General features: G+C 33.3%; 13 protein-coding genes. All 13 read left to right on the plus strand.

Features of this window, described 5'->3' with window-relative positions:
• Positions 1–5: 5 nt before the first annotated feature.
• Positions 6–1,145, plus strand: a complete 1,140-nt coding sequence (locus AC6CHH_RS01260) for a glycosyltransferase family 4 protein (protein ID WP_498278899.1) — start codon at positions 6–8, stop codon at positions 1,143–1,145.
• The gene (locus tag AC6CHH_RS01265; protein WP_498278901.1) at positions 1,142–2,176 is read left to right on the plus strand and encodes a polysaccharide biosynthesis protein; all 1,035 of its coding nucleotides are present in this window, start codon (positions 1,142–1,144) and stop codon (positions 2,174–2,176) included. Before AC6CHH_RS01260 ends, AC6CHH_RS01265 begins: the two co-directional genes overlap by 4 nt.
• 10 nt (positions 2,177–2,186) lie before the next feature.
• Entirely contained in the window at positions 2,187–2,609 is a 423-nt protein-coding gene (locus tag AC6CHH_RS01270) for a cupin domain-containing protein (RefSeq protein ID WP_498278903.1), read from the plus strand.
• A gap of 3 nt (positions 2,610–2,612) precedes the next feature.
• The gene (locus AC6CHH_RS01275; protein WP_498278905.1) at positions 2,613–3,728 is read left to right on the plus strand and encodes a polysaccharide biosynthesis C-terminal domain-containing protein; all 1,116 of its coding nucleotides are present in this window, start codon (positions 2,613–2,615) and stop codon (positions 3,726–3,728) included.
• A 32-nt stretch (positions 3,729–3,760) separates the two neighbouring features.
• Entirely contained in the window at positions 3,761–4,900 is a 1,140-nt protein-coding gene (gene wecB / locus AC6CHH_RS01280) for a non-hydrolyzing UDP-N-acetylglucosamine 2-epimerase (RefSeq protein ID WP_498278907.1), read from the plus strand.
• A 4-nt stretch (positions 4,901–4,904) separates the two neighbouring features.
• The gene (locus AC6CHH_RS01285; protein ID WP_498278909.1) at positions 4,905–6,095 is read left to right on the plus strand and encodes a glycosyltransferase family 4 protein; all 1,191 of its coding nucleotides are present in this window, start codon (positions 4,905–4,907) and stop codon (positions 6,093–6,095) included.
• Positions 6,085–6,972: an NAD-dependent epimerase/dehydratase family protein gene (locus AC6CHH_RS01290; RefSeq protein WP_498278911.1), complete on the plus strand. Its 888-nt coding sequence runs from the start codon at positions 6,085–6,087 to the stop codon at positions 6,970–6,972. Before AC6CHH_RS01285 ends, AC6CHH_RS01290 begins: the two co-directional genes overlap by 11 nt.
• A gap of 30 nt (positions 6,973–7,002) precedes the next feature.
• Positions 7,003–7,962 (plus strand): MraY family glycosyltransferase, encoded by a 960-nt coding sequence (locus tag AC6CHH_RS01295; protein WP_498278913.1) that lies wholly within the window; start codon positions 7,003–7,005, stop codon positions 7,960–7,962.
• Between the two features lie 154 nt (positions 7,963–8,116).
• Positions 8,117–8,881 carry a polysaccharide biosynthesis/export family protein gene (locus AC6CHH_RS01300; protein WP_498278915.1) on the plus strand — a complete coding sequence of 255 codons (765 nt, stop codon included), beginning with the start codon at positions 8,117–8,119 and terminating at the stop codon, positions 8,879–8,881.
• Between the two features lie 22 nt (positions 8,882–8,903).
• The gene (locus AC6CHH_RS01305) at positions 8,904–11,306 is read left to right on the plus strand and encodes a GumC family protein (protein WP_498278917.1); all 2,403 of its coding nucleotides are present in this window, start codon (positions 8,904–8,906) and stop codon (positions 11,304–11,306) included.
• A gap of 335 nt (positions 11,307–11,641) precedes the next feature.
• On the plus strand, positions 11,642–13,564 hold the full coding sequence (locus AC6CHH_RS01310) for a polysaccharide biosynthesis protein (RefSeq protein WP_498278919.1): 1,923 nt from the start codon (positions 11,642–11,644) through the stop codon (positions 13,562–13,564).
• A 170-nt stretch (positions 13,565–13,734) separates the two neighbouring features.
• Positions 13,735–14,865: a nucleotidyltransferase family protein gene (locus AC6CHH_RS01315; RefSeq protein WP_498278921.1), complete on the plus strand. Its 1,131-nt coding sequence runs from the start codon at positions 13,735–13,737 to the stop codon at positions 14,863–14,865.
• A gap of 92 nt (positions 14,866–14,957) precedes the next feature.
• On the plus strand, positions 14,958–16,952 hold the full coding sequence (gene dnaG, locus AC6CHH_RS01320) for a DNA primase (protein WP_498278923.1): 1,995 nt from the start codon (positions 14,958–14,960) through the stop codon (positions 16,950–16,952).
• Positions 16,953–16,980 lie beyond the last annotated feature (28 nt).

Genomic DNA, 16,980 nt, shown 5'->3' on the forward strand with positions numbered 1-16,980 from the left:
CACGTATGCAAAAAATATTAATATTTACTGGTTTTTATACCCCAGGATATTTAGGAGGAGGGCCTATTCAAAGTATAGCTAACCTTACGAAGTTATTTTCAGATAATTTTAGTTTTTTTATTCTAACAAGGAATTATGATCTAGGAATGAAAGGAAAGGCTTATGATATACCTACAAACCAATGGATTTTTTTTGATAAAGTTCGAATAAAATATTTAACAGACATCCAATATAAAGTCTTTGTAATTTTTAATTTATTTAATATTAAGCCTGACGTTATTTATTTCAATAGTTTCTTTTCTATTGTTACGCAGCTAAATTTGATTTATGTGCGATTATATCAACTATTAGGAAATAGGGTCAAAGTTATTATCGCTCCGAGGGGAGAATTTGATGAAGGAGCCATGAAACTTTCTAACACAAAGAAGGAAATTTTTTTATTTTTTTTTAAATACATATATCATCGTGATATTGTGTTTCAAGCTACTTCAGAGAAAGAGTTTGAATTTATTAAAAATAGGTTCTCCTCTAATAAGATTCAATTAGCACCAAATATTCCTTCCTTAAATTTGCCTAATACGTCAAAAGTGAAATCATCTGGAAAAAGTAAGTTTATTTTTTATTCTAGAATCACTCCGAAGAAAAATCTGGTTTTTGCATTATCCATTTTAAAAAATCTAATTATTGAAGGGGAATTAATTTTTACAATAGTTGGTCCTGTGGAGGATAAAGAATATTTTGGCAGATGTACGTCTTTGATTCAAAACTTGCCAAGAAATATTAAAGTAGACTTTCAAGGCCCCAAGACTCCTAAAGAAATTGAAGTAATATTAAAAGATCAAGATTTTTTATTTTTACCAACTTTGGGTGAAAACTACGGTCATGTTATTTATGAGTCTTTGTCCAATGGATTACCTGTTTTAATATCTACTGAGACCCCCTGGAAGGGTGCTGAATTTAATAACGGTGTGTTTTCTGGTTCCCTTGACGATGAAAGTTATTTCATAGAAGCACTAAAAACTATGCATTTTATGGGGAATGAAAATTATAAGGAGTTAAGTGCGAATGCTCAAAGTACAGCTAGAGAAAGCTTTGATTTGGAGTTGGTTAGAAAGGGTTACACTGAATTATTTAAATCTATATGAAAATTAAAGATAAAATATTATTAATTACAGGAGGAACGGGGTCTTTTGGTACTGCCGTATTAAATCGTTTTTTGAAAACAGATCATTTCAAAGAGATAAGGATTTTCTCTCGTGACGAGAAAAAGCAAGATGATATGCGCAATCTATATAAAAATGATAAGATTAAATATTATATAGGCGATGTCAGAGATTTTGCATCTGTTGAGCCAGCTACACGTGGTGTAGACTATGTTTTTCATGCAGCTGCATTAAAGCAGGTTCCTTCATGTGAATTTTTTCCAATGCAGGCTGTTAAAACAAATGTAGAGGGAACTCAGAACGTAATTCGTGCTGCAGCATCGAATGGTGTTAAGAAGGTTATTTGTTTAAGTACGGATAAAGCCGCATATCCAATTAATGCAATGGGTATTTCCAAAGCGATGATGGAAAAAGTTGCGGTAGCAGAGGCGAGGAATCTTAAGGAAACTGTCGTTTGTCTTACTAGATATGGAAACGTAATGGCCTCTAGGGGATCAGTAATCCCATTATTTTTAAATCAGATTCAAAAAGGAGAAGCAATAACAATTACAGATCCGAACATGTCTAGATTCTTCATGTCATTGGAAGATGCTGTTGATTTAGTATTATTTGCTTTTGAACATGCGAATCCAGGAGACTTATTTGTGAATAAAGCTCCGGCTGGAAGTATTGGAGATTTGGCAAAAGCGCTTATGGATTTGACTGGTAAAGATGTGCCAGTTAAGATCATTGGTACTCGTCATGGTGAAAAATTATACGAAACGTTATGTACTCGTGAAGAGATGTTGAAAGCAGAAGATATGGGTGACTTCTACAGGGTACCTGCTGACAACCGTGATTTAAATTATGCGAAGTATTTTTCAGAAGGGGAAGAAGATGTTTCCAAAGTAGAGGATTATCATTCTCATAATACACATCAGCAAGGAGTAGATGGGCTTAAAAAATTGATTTCAAATCTACCTTTAATTCGCAAAGAAGTATTTGGCGAAGACGTAATGCAGTATCCCTATTAGTTTTGCGCAAATGATAGAAAATATACGAGGAGGAATAGCCAAAGATCATAGGGGCCAAATTCGTTTTGTAAACGATTTTGACATGTCTTTAGTGAAACGATTTTATATCATAAAGAATACCGATCTGGAATTAGTTCGTGGATGGAGGGCTCATAAAATGGAACAACGATGGTTTTATGTTTTAAATGGTTCTTTCGCTATTGATATTGTTAAAATTGATAATTGGGAAAAACCTGCAATAAACTTGAACGTTCAAAAGGAAGTGTTGAAATCTGAAGAAAATAGGGTTTTCCATTTGTCTGCAGGATACGGAACCGCTTTCCAGGCATTAGAAGAAAACAGTGAAATATTAGTGTTTTCTGATTATGGTATTGAAAATGCTGTAAATGATGATTTTACGTATCCATTAGATTATTTTATAAATAAGCAATAAAAAATGAAAGTTGGAATTACTGGCCAAAATGGATTCGTAGGTAAACACCTTTATAACAATATTTGTCTATTTCCTGATCAATTTCAGTTAATTTATTTTGATAAGAGTTGGTTTAATAACTCAGATTTACTTGATGATTTTGTAGCTAAATGTGATGTAATTGTACATTTAGCAGCTATGAATAGACATGAGAGTGATCAAGTTATCTATGACACCAATGTTGAATTGGTAAATAATCTGGTTTCTTCTTTGCTGAGAACTGATTCAAAAGCTCATGTTATTATTTCTTCGTCTACGCAAGAAGAGCGGGATAATTTATATGGACGTTCCAAAAAAGAAGGTAGAGAAATATTAACTCAATGGGCAGAAAAGAATGGTGGTAAAGTGACGGGTTTACTTATTCCAAATGTTTTTGGTTCATTTGGCAAACCATTTTATAATTCTTTTGTTGCCACTTTTTGCCATCAACTTACGCATAGTGAAACCCCAACAATAGCTACTGATGGTACTGTAAACTTGGTTTACGTCCAAGAACTAGTTGATTCAATACTGAATTTAATTAGAAATGATGAGCATCAACCATTTTACATTGTCGAACCAACTTCAAGTAAAAAGGTATCAGAGGTACTGGACCTTTTGATGGTTTTTAAAACCTTGTATCTTGATAAAGGAGAGGTGCCAATATTGAAAGATCAATTCGAGCTGAATTTATTCAATACTTTTCGCTCCTATATAGATTATAAAGATATATATCCAAGGAAATTTCAAATGCATACCGATCCTAGGGGATCTTTTGTCGAAATAATAAGGATGGGAATTGGTGGACAGTCTTCTTATTCGACAACTGTACCCGGTATTACTAGGGGCAACCATTTTCATACGCGGAAAATTGAACGTTTTGCCGTAATTAAAGGAAAGGCATTGATTCAGCTTCGCAAGATGGATTCTGATGAAAGAATGGATTTTTATCTCGATGGTACTGAACCAGCATATGTTGATATGCCGATCTGGTATACACATAATATTAAGAATATTGGTGATGAAGAATTAATAACCATGTTTTGGATAAATGAACCGTATGATGCAAACGACCCAGATACATATTTTCTGGAGGTCTAACAATTTTGGATGTTAAATAGGAATAGATTTTTATGAAAAAAATGAAAGTAATGACGGTCGTAGGTACCCGACCAGAGATTATTAGATTATCGCGAGTATTAACAGCATTGGATTCCTCTGAGGCTATTGACCATATTATTGTCCATACCGGACAGAATTATGATTATGAATTAAATCAGATCTTTTTTGAAGATTTGGGACTAAGAAAACCTGATTATTTTTTGGAGGCCGCTGGTAAAACAGCAACAGAAACTGTTGGTAATATATTAATAAAAATTGATCCGTTACTTGAGGAAGTAAACCCTGAGGCTTTTTTAGTATTAGGAGATACTAATTCATGTCTCTGTGCCATTCCTGCTAAGAAAAGACATATTCCCATTTTTCATATGGAAGCTGGGAATAGGTGCTTTGATCAAAGGGTGCCAGAGGAAACTAATCGTAAGATTGTAGATCACACTTCTGACGTTAACCTTACTTATTCAGATATTGCAAGAGAGTATCTTTTAAGAGAAGGTTTGCCGGCTGACCGAATAATAAAAACAGGATCACCTATGTATGAGGTTTTAAATCATTATTTGCCTAATATTAAAGCATCTAATGTATTAGAAAAACTAGAACTGAAGGAAAGAGAGTTTTTTGTTGTTTCTTCACATAGAGAAGAAAATATCAATAGTGAAAAAAACTTTAGAGGATTGATGGAGTCATTAAATACAATAGCTGATACCTATAAATTTCCAATCATTGTTTCAACTCACCCCAGAACGAAAAATATGATTGAGAAAATGAAAATTGAAATGCGTCCTGAAATTCAGTTCTTGAAGCCATTAGGTTTCCATGATTATAATGCTTTGCAAATGAGATCATATGCCTGTTTGTCTGATTCTGGAACCATCTCTGAAGAATCATCAATATTAAATTTCAGAGCATTAAACATACGTCAAGCTCATGAGCGTCCTGAGGCAATGGAAGAGGCTTCTGTTATGATGGTAGGCTTGTCACCGGAAAGAATATTACAAGGATTAAAACAAGTCCTTAAACAGAAAGTTGGAGAAGAAAGAAATTTCAGACCTGTTGCAGATTATTCAATGCCTAATGTTTCTGAGAAAGTTGTAAGAATAATTTTATCTTATACTGACTATATTAAACGCGTAGTTTGGTCTGAGGAGATTTAAGAAGATGAAGAATATTTTTTTGCTTTCAGAGTTGTTTTACCCTAATAAGACATCGACGGCTTATATAATGACTGAAATTGCCAAATATTTATCAAAAGATAGTAGTGTATCAGTAATTTGTTCAGATATAGCCTATGATGATAATATTAGTCTAAATTCTAATACATCGATTGAAGGCATTAATTTATTGCATGTCAAAGCACCGAAAATTAACAAAAACAGAATAATAAGTAGACTTCTTGGTAGTGTTTTTACTGCATTTGCTTTTGCGAGTAAGGTAACTACGCATGTATCTAAAAATGATGTTGTGTTTGCCGTAACAAATCCTTTTTTATTGGTTTTGACATTAGGAGTAATTAGGTCTTTTAAGAAATTTGAATATGTATTACTTGTTCATGATGTGTTTCCAGAAAATTCAATTCCTGCAGGAATGGTAAGTAAACAAAGTCTAGTATTCAAGTTAACTAAAGTAATTTTCGATTGGGCATATGCTAAAGCTGATAAGCTAATTGTGCTTGGTAGGGATATGCAAAATATCATCGAAGCGAAGATTTCAAATAAAAAATCTGTTACTGTTGTAGAAAACTGGTATGATGAAGATCTAAAAGAAATAGAAGGGTTTAATAGAAATTTATATTTGAACAAGGATTTAACAGACAAAATTATAATTGGATTTGCAGGGAATATTGGTAGAGTTCAGAACCTAACAAATTTTGTAACGGAGTTTTCAAATGTTTCAAATGATAAATTAGTATTAGTGATTGTGGGGGATGGAGCATTAAAAGACGATATCGAAGCTTTGATAAACAAAAATAACTTAACTAATGTACATTATGTTGGTCCAAAACCAAGAAATGAACTGTCATTCTTTCTGAATTCATTCGATATTGGATTAATAACATTATCTGAGGGTATGCGTGGATTAGGAGTTCCATCTAAAACATATAACTTGTTAGCTCTTGGAAAGCCAGTACTATATGTTGGAGATAAAGGTTCTGAAATTGATTTATTATTATCGGAAAATAATTTTGGATGGAGCTTTACTTGGGATCAAAAGGATGAGATTAGACTTATGTTAGAAAACCTTCGAGATTTGAACCCGAAAAAAAATCATTCGAGTAATTTTGCAAAAGAAAATTACTCGAATGACATTATACTTTCAAAAATTAAACAGGTCATTTTAAATGAAAATTAAAATCTTAGGAGCTAATGGTTTTATTGGACAACATTTATTAAAAGAGATCCAAGGTGCAACAGCAATTTCTTTGCGAGAACTAAATTGGAAGGAAAAGTTGGTCTCCAGTGATGTGATTGTTAATTTAATAGGCAAGGCACACGATCTTAAAGGTGATGCTAAAGAAGGAGATTTTTTTTATGCGAACTTAGAATTGACAAAACAAATTTTTAAAGAGTTTATTAAATCTGAGGCGCAATTTTTAATCCATATTAGTTCTATAGCTGCAGTGGAAGAATATAATTCAAAAGTTCCACTCACCGAAGACAGCGATTGCAATCCAAGCTCGTGGTATGGGAAATCAAAACGAGAAGCTGAAATTTGGTTACTCAATCAAACACTCCCTTTGACAAAAAAAATAATTGTGCTGAGACCACCAATGGTACATGGGGCTGGTGATAAGGGTAATCTTGGATTATTGTATAAGTTTGTTTCTAAGGGATATCCATACCCTTTGTCATCATTTGAAAATAGTAGATCATTTATTAGTATTGATAATTTGACTTTTATAATTAATAAAATTATTTTAAACCAAGATATAATTCCTTCCGGAATTTATCATGTATCTGATGATGATCCAATTTCAACGAAAGAAGTTTTGGACATTATGGAAAAGGTGGCAGGAAAGAGAACTTTTTATTTGAAAATTCCTAAATGGTTAATTAGCTGGGCAGCAAATTTGGGAGATGTATTGAATTTACCTATTAATACAAAGAGATTAAAGAAATTGACGTCAAATTTAACGTTGTCGAATAATAAAATTAAAAATCAATTGAATATAGATAAAATGCCAATTAATGTTAAGGATGGTTTGGAGAAAACAATTAGGTCCTTTTAATGAGTTTTATTTTTGTTAATTAATTATATAATGATCTATCTAGTTGTTTCTTTACTCTTAATAATTTCTGAGCTTATATATTTTAAGCTTGCTGATAAGTTCAATATTATTGATAAACCTAATCAAAGATCGTCCCATAGCGCGATTACATTAAGAGGTGGGGGAATAGTTTTTTATTTAGGAGCTTTGATTTTTTTTATTTATTCGGGCTTTGATTATCCATGGTTCTTTTTGGGGTTAACACTCATGACAGTTGTTTCATTTTTGGATGATGTATTTACTTTATCGAATAAGATCAGGTTATTAATTCATTTTACTTCTGTTTTGTTAATGGCGTACGAACTTAATGTATTCTCATTACCATGGTATTATTTATTTATTACATTCATCGTCGTGGTTGGAGTAATAAATGCCTATAATTTCATGGATGGAATTAATGGTATTACAGCGTGTTATAGCCTAGCAGTTGGAGGATTATTGATGATAGTTAATAATGAAATGAGCTATATAGATCAGGATTTATTGATTTTCACGATTTTAGGCGTTCTAGTATTTAGTTACTTCAATTTCAGGATAAAAGCGAAAGCCTTCGCGGGTGATGTAGGAGCAATTTCTATTGCATTTATCCTTCTCTTTGCATTAGGATCTTTAATAATTTCAACAGGAAATTTAATTTATATTCTATTTCTCTCAGTATATGGTATAGATGCTGTTTGGACAATAGTTAGAAGGCTATATTTAAAGGAAAATATTTTTGAGGCTCACCGCTCTCATTTATATCAATATTTAGGGAATGAAGCTGGAATGAATAAATTGTTTGTTTCTTTTCTCTATGGTTTTAGTCAATTTATCATTGGGATTGCGGTTATATGGGTAACTTATAAGAGTATTCAATTTCAAATGGTTTTTGCAATATTTTTGTTGTTGATATTGAGTATAATATATATGTTTATCAAAAGTTCAATCGTTAAGAAACATTTAAATTACTAATGAGTATTTTAATTTTTTTAAATAAATTAATTGGTTTTTTTAAATAGGAAAGTTTAAAAATTATTTGTTAATTGGTTTAAAACAGTACTTTTGTTAATTAAATGTAAAACTTGGACTAATTTTTGATTTGTCCTGTTTAAATAAAAAACTATTTATGAGAATATTTCTCTACCTTATTATTATTTTGAGCTTGGTGAGCTCTTGTGCTTCTCGAAAAGATATGGTTTATTTTCAACCTGATTCAACCTTACTTAATACCTCGTATGAATTAAATGCTCCTAAGTTACAACCTGGTGATATTTTAGCAATATCAGTAACTGCAGATGATCTAAGAGCTACCCAACCTTTTAATCAGGTTTCTCCATATCAAGGTACTTCTGGAACTATTCAACCTTCTAATCCATTTATTCCGACATATGCATTAGATGTGAGCGGTGAAATTGATTTTCCAAAATTAGGAAAGATTAAGTTAGCAGGAATGACCAGAACTCAAGCAATGGAATTTTTAAGAAATGAAGTTGCAAAATATATTGTTAATCCTGGAATAAGTATGGAAGTGCGTAATTTTCGAGTAACTGTATTGGGCGAAGTGAGAAATCCTGGCACTTTCCCAGTTAATAATGATAGAATAACCTTATTGGAGGCGATTGGACTTGCTGGTGATTTAACAATAAATGGGGTTCGAAATAATATATTAGTTATTCGTGAACAAGATGGGAAAAAGCAAGAATTCCGAGTTGATCTTACTAAAAGAGAGGCCCTTAATTCTCCGGTTTATTATTTAACTCAGAATGACGTCATTTACGTTGAGCCAAATGGAGCAAAAATTCAATCTTCAAAGTATACACAAAATACCTCTATATTTGTGTCAATTGCAGGAGTGATTATTACTGTTATTTCAGTTTTAACAAGAAATTAAACCTAATAAAGCATTAATTTAAATGAGTAGTCCTGTAAGCACCTATAAATCAGTTGATCCTGTTGACAAGGAGATTAATTTAAAGCAAATTTTTGAACAATATGCTTTTTACTGGAAGTGGTTTTTAATATCTATTATTTTCTGTTTGGTTTTAGCATTCGTTTATCTCAGATATGCAGATAAAATTTATAATGTCGAATCTAAAATTCTTTTACAAGATGAGAGCAAAGCAACAGGTGAATTAGCTGGTCTATCTGAATTAGCAAATTTGGCAGGCGGAAGCCCAGCTTCAGCTTTTGTTTTAGATCAGATTGATGTAATGAAATCAAGAAGAATATTTAGTAAAGTAGTCGAACAGAATCGTTTAAATATTGTCTATTTCAATAAGGGGAATGTCAAAACTTCAGAAATGTTAGAATCTCAATCTCCTTTGAGAATGATATTGTTAGATCCTAATAATCCAAGATTAGACTCAATTAAATATAGTTTCACGATTCAGAAAAATGCTAAACAATTCATTATTGTCGATAATGAAAATGGTACCAGGAATTTTGTTCTTGGGCAAAAAATAAAAAGTCCAATAGGTCCAATTATAATTTTACCTCAAGGTAATAAAAATTTTGATTCTGATTTAATTATATCATATGTTCCTTCAAATCAAATTGTCGATAATTTATTAGCTGCAGTTCAGATTTTACCCAACAAAGAAAAGCAATCCTATGTCGTGAATTTTTCTATGAAATCAGGGAATATTGGTAAAGCTGAATTAATCCTGAACTCAATAATTGAACAATACAATAATGATGTTACAGAAGACAAGACGAAATTAAGTCGAGCTACAACAGAATTTATTAATTCGAGATTAGAGTTAATTTCCAAAAGTCTATCAGATGCCGACTCAAAAGTTGCCGACTATAAAGATCAAAATAATATGGTTGATATGAGTTCTGAAGTTCAACTATATATGCAGAGTGCTTCAGAAAATGAGCGAAAACTTGTTGAATTCCAAACACAGTTACGTTTGGCAGACATGATTAGTGGGTCAGTTGATACAAATGGAGGTGAATTATTACCATCCAATTTAGGCCTTGATGATCCCTCTATTCAAGACAATGTGAGTAATTATAATAAATTGATCCTTGAGCGTCAAGATTTGTTAAAATCTGCTACTCCCGATAATCCGGTAGTTCAAAAATTAACTAGTAATATATATGAATTAAGTAATTCCCTAAAAGCGTCTTTGTCGAATTATAGAAAAATCCTTCAAAGTAATGTAGGTGCTTTAAATGCTCAGAAAAATAAGTTTGAAGGAAAGTTAAATCAATTACCAAACCAAGAGCGAGGATTTAAAGATATTTCAAGAGAACAACAGATCGTTGAGTCTTTGTATTTATTCTTACTACAGAAAAGAGAGGAAACTGAAATTAAAGCATCTGCAACTCCTGCGATTTTGAAGGTAATAGATAATGCATATGGTTCGAATATTCCAGTTTCACCCAAAAAAGCAATGATTCTGTTTGGCGCTTTTATCGCTGGTTTTTTATTACCTTTCGGTATTCTATATATAAAATTCTTACTGGATAATAAAGTTCATTCTCGTAAGGATATTGAAGAGAAATTTAATGCACCAATTCTTGGAGAACTCCCTAGTTCAGAAGATCCGGTTGTTAAGGACAACGATCGGTCATCATTAGCGGAAGCGTTTCGTATTCTTCGAACCAATATCTCCTTTATGTTAGGGGCAAAAAAAGATACATCTTCCGTTATTTATGTTACTTCCACTACCTCAGGTGAGGGAAAATCTTTTGTAGCTACCAACCTTTCTCGGATATTAGCGATGTCCGGTAAGCGAGTAGTATTAATAGGTGCTGATATACGTTCTCCTAAAGTACTAGATTATTTAGGGTTATCACATCTTCAACATACTAATATTGGGATTACTCAATATTTGATTAATCCGGATATGCCTGTGGATAATATCATTATCCATAAACCTGCCCCATATGATTTTGACATCATTTATTCCGGATATATTGCTCCTAATCCTGCGGAATTGTTGATGAATGGACATTTTCAGGAAGTTATTGAATATGCAAGAGAAAATTATGATTTTGTCATTGTAGATACTGCTCCTGTTTCCTTGGTAACAGATACCTTATTAATAGCTGAAAATGCAGACCTAACCATTTATGTAGCTCGTGCAAACTATTTAGATAAACGTTTGTTAAATGTCCCTAAGGAGCTTTACGAGGATGGTAAGTTAAAAAACATGGCTGTAGTTATAAATGATGTTGATTTTGCTCGTGGTTACGGTTATGGATATGGTTACGGCTACGGTTATGGTTATGTTGATGCCAGTTCTGTTTCCTTCAGGGCGAAACTAAAAAAACAGTTTAAAGGTGTTTTTGGGAAAAAGAAAAGATAACCTGAAATAATAAAAAATTTTCAATGCCTTCAAAATGCAACTTGCTATTGTGGGCATTTTTTATTGAATTGTTTTGCGCCTGCATTTTCCTCTTTAATTTTTCATTTTATTTTTTAAAATTAAGATATAATGTCGAATTCTCTTTTTTGTTTCCCTTTTTACCGAATAAATAAAATGGATGTTTTTTTTAGACCAGATGTATATTAACCATTTGTTAATTATAGAAAATGCATAACATAGTGGCATTAACTTTGTATGAACATCCTAAATAAGACCCTGCCTTATTAGTCTTCTAAGTTTAAGAATTAATTTTAAGATACGTTTATATATAAATAATGGATATTACTGGATTGAAAAGATACTTCAGGAAAGATAGCCCGAGGTGGGTTGTTTTTTTAATTGACATGCTCATTGTGTTGTTTTGTTATTTCCTTTCTAATTTCGTGATAAGTAGTTTTAATGGGAAGTTTGCGATTGAACTGATGGTGAAAATGTCGATTATCGTTTCTATAGTCTATTTCTGTTCCTTTTCGTATTTTAAAATTTATCTAGGTATCGTCCGTCAAACCGGTTTTCGAGATGCTTGGACTATTTTTAAAGCGGTTCTAAGTGCATGGGTGGTTTTGACTGCGATTTCATTTTTAATTCGAATTGGTTTTCAAAGCACGGCTTTAATCAGTCAATACCTAAGACTATCTTTTGCTGTATTATTCACTCACGCTTTTTTCACCATGGTGTGTTTGGTTGCTGCAAGAGTGTTTTATCGTACTATTTATGAAAATTTCTTTTTCGGAAGACGTGAAGTTGAACGGGTGCTGATTTTTGGTGCCGGAAACATGGGGATGATAACACTCAATTTACTAAGAAATGAGACCCGTAGGAAAATTAAAGTGGTCGCTTTTGCTGACGATAATCCAAACAGGATCGGAAAGTTTATCAATGGCTATAAGATTTTCAATATGGATAGGCTAACCGATCCTTTTATTAGTGAGATTAAAGTAGACAGTATTATCATTGCCTTGGATGACAACAACAAAGAGCGCCTTTCAAGAATTTCAGCGCAAATAGAACCATTGGCTGTTAAATTGAAGATCATGCCAACTTCAGCTAAATTGTTAAACGGCAAGGTTGCCAGCAGACAATTGCGTACCTTAAAAATCGATGATTTATTAGGCCGGGAATCCATTAAATTAGAAAATCCTGTGGTGCATGAGATGCTTAAAGGAAAAGTCATTATGGTTACAGGTGGCGCCGGATCAATTGGCTCAGAATTGGTTCGTCAAATTAGTTATACTGATTTTGATCAATTGATTGTTATTGATCAAGCAGAATCAGCACTTTATGACCTACAACAAGATCTAAAATGTAATTCAAAAAAGGATGGGATGTATATTGTTGGGAATGTGCGAGACCGTCAATTTATGGAATCTGTTTTTGAGCAGTACCGACCTCAAATCGTATTTCACGCGGCTGCTTATAAACATGTTCCTTTAATGGAGCAAAATCCATATGAAGCAATTTTAACCAATGTTTGGGGTTCCAAGAACATTGCTGACATGTCTGATAAATATGGCGTTCAAAAATTTGTTATGGTTTCGACTGATAAAGCCGTAAATCCAACGAATGTAATGGGTGCTACAAAACGTACTGCTGAAATTTATGTGTCGAGTTTAAACAGGCAAAGCAAAACAAATTTTATTGTAACTCGATTTGGAAATGTATTGGGCTCAAATGGATCGGTAATTCCTTTATTTGAAAAGCAATTAAAAAAGGGCGGACCATTAACAGTAACTCACCAAGATATAACCCGTTATTTCATGACTATTCCTGAGGCTTGTCAGTTGGTTCAGGAAGCAGGGGTAATGGGTTCAGGAGGGGAGGTGTTTGTATTTGATATGGGTAAGCCAGTTAGAATTATGGACTTAGCAATTCGCATGATTCGATTAAAGGGGTTTAATTATCCTGAGGATATTAGTATTGAGATAACCGGACTACGTCCAGGTGAAAAAATTTACGAAGAGCTATTGGCCGATAACGAAAATACAACCAAAACGCATCATGAGAAAATCATGATTGCCAAAGTGAATACTGATGAACTAGAAATTAAAAAGGCTAGAATTGAACATATCTGTAAACAGGTTGTTTCACAAGGAGCTGATCATAATCCAATGGTTTTAGTGGAGTTGATCAAAGAAATTGTACCTGAATATATTTCGAAAAATTCTGTTTTTGAAAGACTGGATAAAGATTTTGTTTAATAATTCCTTTGAAAATTAAATTCTAGAAGACTAAATTTTACAATATTTTAAATTATAATTATTTTAAAAGGGTGATCGTTTTATGTTCCATTTAATTATACAACTTTTTAGTATAATATGTTTTTTCTGCATATTTGAGACATTAATATGAAGTACGACCTGTTTCCCTTATGAATAAATTCGAAAATTTAAATAAACCTTCAACTCAAGCATTTTTAGAGGCTTTAAAAAGTTCACTTTGGGGACGAGATATAAAAGAAGATTATTTTGTGAATTTAAATAGGTCGGACTGGGTTGATATATTCAAACTTTCTTTTGATCATACAGTAGAAGGTATGGTTAGTTATTCTGTTCAAAGTTTACCTGAAGAGTTACTTCCTCCAAGTGATATATTACTCAAATGGGTTGTTCGGTTAGATCGAATTGAGCGGAATAATAAAAAAATGGATACTGTAATTGCTCAGCAATATAATCTTTTCAAAGAAAATAATATCTCTTGCGTCCTGCAAAAAGGAAGAGAAATCTCAAAGTATTATTTACATCCAAGCCATAGGACGAGCGGAGATATCGATTGGTTTTTCCGGACAAAGGAAGACTTTAATGCTGGGAATAAATTAATGGAAAGTTTGAGTAATGATTATCGTATTCAAACACTTTTTACTTCTGATTATTCCTTTAATGATTTTTTTGTTGAGCATCATTGTAAATTTGTTCAAATTAGAAATCCTTTTGTCCAATCATTTTTAGAAGATTTTATTAAGGAGGAATATGCAATTTCTCATTTTGTAAATATCGATGGGAAGGAAATCGAAGGGCCCTCGCCTTTATTTAATATAGTTCAGGTAAATGCTCATATTTTGAGCCATCAAGTTGGTTACGGTATTGGCCTAAGGCAGTTGTGTGATTCCGCTCGATTGTATTATACTTTTGGTAAATCAATTGATGGGAAAGAATTGGAGAGAATCTATACTCGTTTAGGGATCCTTAAATGGGCAAAAATCTTTCATAAGGTATTAAAAGATTTATTAGATCTTCCTGAAGAATTTGTTCCCATAAAAGACACGCAAAAAAGAGATTCATCTTGGATGAAAGATTACTTAATGAGAACGGGTAATTTTGGATTTTATGATGCTGAAAATCCTGATGTTTTGAAACCCGGCGGGAGAGTTAACAGCGCCATTAGACTGTTAAGAAACTTCAAGCAATATCTAGTGATTGCGCCTTTCGAGGCAATTAGTTTTCCATTCTATATGGCCTATATAAAAACATTTTATCAGATCTATCTTAAGGTATTCAAATAATTGATTGCTTTGAGGTGGACATTAAAATTTAATGTTTATACGTTCTTTTGATCAGTGTATCTTATCTTTGTGTATAGCATAGAGGAAAGAGTTTGATTAAAAAGGAAACCATAGAAAAAGTTCTGGACACGGCCCGAATTGAGGATGTCGTGGGCGATTTTGTTGATCTAAAAAAAAGAGGAACATCTTTAATAGGCAATTGCCCTTTCCACAACGAGAAGACCCCATCTTTCCATGTTTCTGTAGCTAAAGGTATCTATAAATGCTTCGGATGTGGTGCGGGGGGTGACTCTTTGAAGTTTGTGATGGAACATGAAAAATATGCCTATCCGGAAGCTATTCGATACCTAGCCGTTAAATATAATATTCCCATCGAGGAGGTTGATCGCTCACCCGCTCAACTGGCTGCCCAGGATAAACGAGAAAGTCTGTATGTCCTAAACCAATGGGCAAGTAAAACTTTCAAGCATTATTTATGGGAATCTGATTTAGGTAAATCAATTGGGCTAAGCTATTTCCGTGAAAGAGGATATCGTGATGAAATAATCAAAAAATTTGATTTGGGTTATTCTCCTGATGCCTGGACGAATTTAATAGATGCTGCTCAAAAAGAAGGATTTTCAAAGGAATACTTAGTCGAGATTGGACTTGCTGTTCAGCGTGATGATAAGTCCCTCTATGATCGGTTTAGAGGTCGTGTTATTTTTCCTATTCATAATCTCACAGGAAGAGTAATTGGATTCGGGGGGCGAACTTTAAAGACCGATAAAAATGTCCCGAAATATGTGAACTCTCCTGAGAGTGAGATATATCATAAATCCAATGTTCTCTATGGGCTGCATCTGGCCAAGAAAGCCATATCAGATAAAGACCTCTGTTATTTGGTTGAAGGATATGCCGATGTACTTTCTTGCCATCAGGCAGGTGTAGAGAATGTTGTGTCCTCCTCTGGAACTTCACTTACTACAGGACAAATCAAACTGATTTCCAGGTATACCAAACAGGTGGTCATTCTTTACGATGGTGACGAGGCCGGAATTAAGGCCTCTTTGAGAGGAACTGATATGCTATTGGAAGAAGGACTAAATGTAAAAGTTCTTTTATTTCCCGATGGCAATGATCCCGATTCTTATATTCAAAGACATGGTTCCTCTGCTTTTATAGAGTATGTTGGAAATCATCAGGAAGATTTTGTGTTTTATAAAACCAAAATTCTTCTTCGCGATGCAAAAGAGGACCCGATTAAAAGAGCTGAGGTTATTCGGGAAGTTGTAAATAGCATTGCTTTGATTCCAGATGAAATTAAGGTTTCCGTTTATATTCGGCAATGTAGTGGACTTTTAGATATAGAGGAACGGGTTTTACTGAGCGAACTCAATAAAATCAGATTAGGCAAGGCAAAGGCAGGAGATAAAAAAGATGCGGCATCAGCTATCCAGTTTTCTCAACCTTCTCCAGATCAGCCAATGGATGATTTCATTCCTGCTGAAATGTTAGCTGCAATGCAGGCTGAGGGCATTTCCCTTCCAAAGACAACCGCTACTCCTGTTTTTAGCTCTGAAGTATTGATGGAAAGAGAGCTTGTACGTGTGCTTCTGAATTATGGTAAAGAGCTTGTTAGCTGGGAGGGTGATGGCGATATTCCTGTTGCACCATTTTTGCTTGGTAGCCTAGATGATATTGATTTTGTCAATATACCATGCCTCATCATTATTAACGAGTTTAAGAGACAAGCTGAACAGTACGAAATTCCAGAAGCAAAATTCTTTTTCTCTCATCAGGATCCTGATGTTTCTAATTTGGCGGTTGATTCTATCGCCTCAAAATATGAAATCAGCCCCAATTGGAATGATGATAAACGAAAAATATTTGTTCCCGGAGAACAGGACCAATTAAAAGAACTGGTAAATCAACTGATTTACCGCATGAAAAAAAATAAAATTGAGGTGCAAATGATCAAGATCAGGGAAGAGCTGAAGATCACTCAAGATGAAGCGGATATTCAGGTATTGATCTCAAAATATCAAAAACTAAAAGAAGGGGAGAAATTACTTGGGGTGTTATTAGGGAACACCATTGTAAAATAGCGTATTCTTTCGCCCTAGTCATATAGAC

The organism is Sphingobacterium sp. GQ94, from assembly GCF_059758715.1.

Excerpts from the sequence above, each read along its gene's own strand:
- AC6CHH_RS01260 (WP_498278899.1), top strand. The coding sequence starts at position 6 with ATGCAAAAAATATTAATATTTACTGGTTTTTATACCCCAGGATATTTA.
- AC6CHH_RS01265 (WP_498278901.1), top strand. The coding sequence starts at position 1,142 with ATGAAAATTAAAGATAAAATATTATTAATTACAGGAGGAACGGGGTCT.
- AC6CHH_RS01270 (WP_498278903.1), top strand. The coding sequence starts at position 2,187 with ATGATAGAAAATATACGAGGAGGAATAGCCAAAGATCATAGGGGCCAA.
- AC6CHH_RS01275 (WP_498278905.1), top strand. The coding sequence starts at position 2,613 with ATGAAAGTTGGAATTACTGGCCAAAATGGATTCGTAGGTAAACACCTT.
- wecB (WP_498278907.1), top strand. The coding sequence starts at position 3,761 with ATGAAAAAAATGAAAGTAATGACGGTCGTAGGTACCCGACCAGAGATT.
- AC6CHH_RS01285 (WP_498278909.1), top strand. The coding sequence starts at position 4,905 with ATGAAGAATATTTTTTTGCTTTCAGAGTTGTTTTACCCTAATAAGACA.
- AC6CHH_RS01290 (WP_498278911.1), top strand. The coding sequence starts at position 6,085 with ATGAAAATTAAAATCTTAGGAGCTAATGGTTTTATTGGACAACATTTA.
- AC6CHH_RS01295 (WP_498278913.1), top strand. The coding sequence starts at position 7,003 with ATGATCTATCTAGTTGTTTCTTTACTCTTAATAATTTCTGAGCTTATA.
- AC6CHH_RS01300 (WP_498278915.1), top strand. The coding sequence starts at position 8,117 with ATGAGAATATTTCTCTACCTTATTATTATTTTGAGCTTGGTGAGCTCT.
- AC6CHH_RS01305 (WP_498278917.1), top strand. The coding sequence starts at position 8,904 with ATGAGTAGTCCTGTAAGCACCTATAAATCAGTTGATCCTGTTGACAAG.
- AC6CHH_RS01310 (WP_498278919.1), top strand. The coding sequence starts at position 11,642 with ATGGATATTACTGGATTGAAAAGATACTTCAGGAAAGATAGCCCGAGG.
- AC6CHH_RS01315 (WP_498278921.1), top strand. The coding sequence starts at position 13,735 with ATGAATAAATTCGAAAATTTAAATAAACCTTCAACTCAAGCATTTTTA.